Genomic DNA, 1,290 nt, shown 5'->3' on the forward strand with positions numbered 1-1,290 from the left:
TGTTTTGCAACCATAAAGTTACGAAAATTATTTCAATTAACCAACTGATTAACAGATAAATATAAATAATTTAATCATTTCAAAACAGCTTCTAAAATGTAGTCATTAAATTTTCCAATAAGCTTTGTGTCTTGAAAGACTTCTTCTGTATATTGTTCGAGTGTCAATATTTCATTTTCCAGAAGTGCCTTCTTTGCCCTGACTGCAATCATAGCCTTCTCCACTTTTGTCAGACCCTTGTTACCCGAAACCTCTGTATTAATAAAGTCTTTACACACATCTACTAAGCTTTTCGTTTGATGATAAGCACCATTATAAGACTTTACGTGCAAAAATGAATCTTTCCAATACTTAGTATCTCCCATTCTTGAGGTCTTATCAATAACAGTAACTTGATAACCCTCACTTTCATTTATATTGAAAATAATACAACCCTTATCTATCTTAGAAAGACTAATCCCTTCTGTTTTCTTAGCTGTAAAACCATCGGAACACCTTTCTATTTGCAAAATTTCTTGTTTGGTTTCAGACTTCAAAATTCCAATTGCATCGCATGTATTATCCCCTACAGTGCACCCCTTTAAGTATAATATACTGACATCTCCTGATTTAATTTTAGGATGATTCGAACTTTCATAAAGAATCTTCGCAATATGTTTACTCTGCGCAATAAAACTATCATTATCGTTAAATATAGTTTTACAAAAAGAATAAATAGGATTAAGATCAATAGTAGACTCAAAATAAAAACGAAATAAGTCATCCATCTCAAAAGATTTTCTAAGGAGTTTCTTAATATCTTGTTCTATACCTTCTAAATTTACATTTTTTTCTGAAAAGCCGACACCTTCTCCATTAGATTTATTGCCGACATGATGAACTATCATTTTTTCTATACTATCTATTGTTATTTTCATATTTCTTTTTTTTAATTACATGAAAAGGAACTAAAGCATTGTCACCATCAAAATTTGCTTTAGTAGTAAAGTACTCAAGTTTATTGTCTCCAGTCCAAAATGACTCATCTGCATGTTCAATAAGAAGAATTTGAAAATCCTGATTCCAATCCTCTACCATTTCTTTCATAAAACTATTGATAACACTAAAAGCATCTTGGAGCTTTGACTTATCATTTGATTTATCAGAATCCTTATTCTCATAATATGGAACACTTGGTTGGTCTATAAAAAGGAACTGTAGCTAACACTTGAAAAGGGACCCGGGTAGCATTTGAAACGTGTACCACCCGATAGGTTTTGCAAAGTTAATTAAATTTGTTTATTTATCATA

Annotated in this window: 2 protein-coding genes; both read right to left on the reverse strand. The window is 30.9% G+C overall.

The features are described from left to right. Positions 1–74 precede the first annotated feature (74 nt). Complete coding sequence (locus CSD97_RS18655) at positions 75–917, reverse strand: nucleoid-associated protein (protein ID WP_098032912.1); 843 nt, start codon at positions 915–917, stop codon at positions 75–77. Further along, positions 898–1,185, reverse strand: coding sequence for a DUF3732 domain-containing protein (locus CSD97_RS18880; protein WP_081106175.1), 288 nt, complete (start codon positions 1,183–1,185; stop codon positions 898–900). Before CSD97_RS18880 ends, CSD97_RS18655 begins: the two co-directional genes overlap by 20 nt. Positions 1,186–1,290: the final 105 nt, after the last annotated feature.

Source organism: Bacteroides sp. AR29, assembly GCF_900217715.1.
Lineage (GTDB): Bacteria > Bacteroidota > Bacteroidia > Bacteroidales > Bacteroidaceae > Bacteroides > Bacteroides uniformis.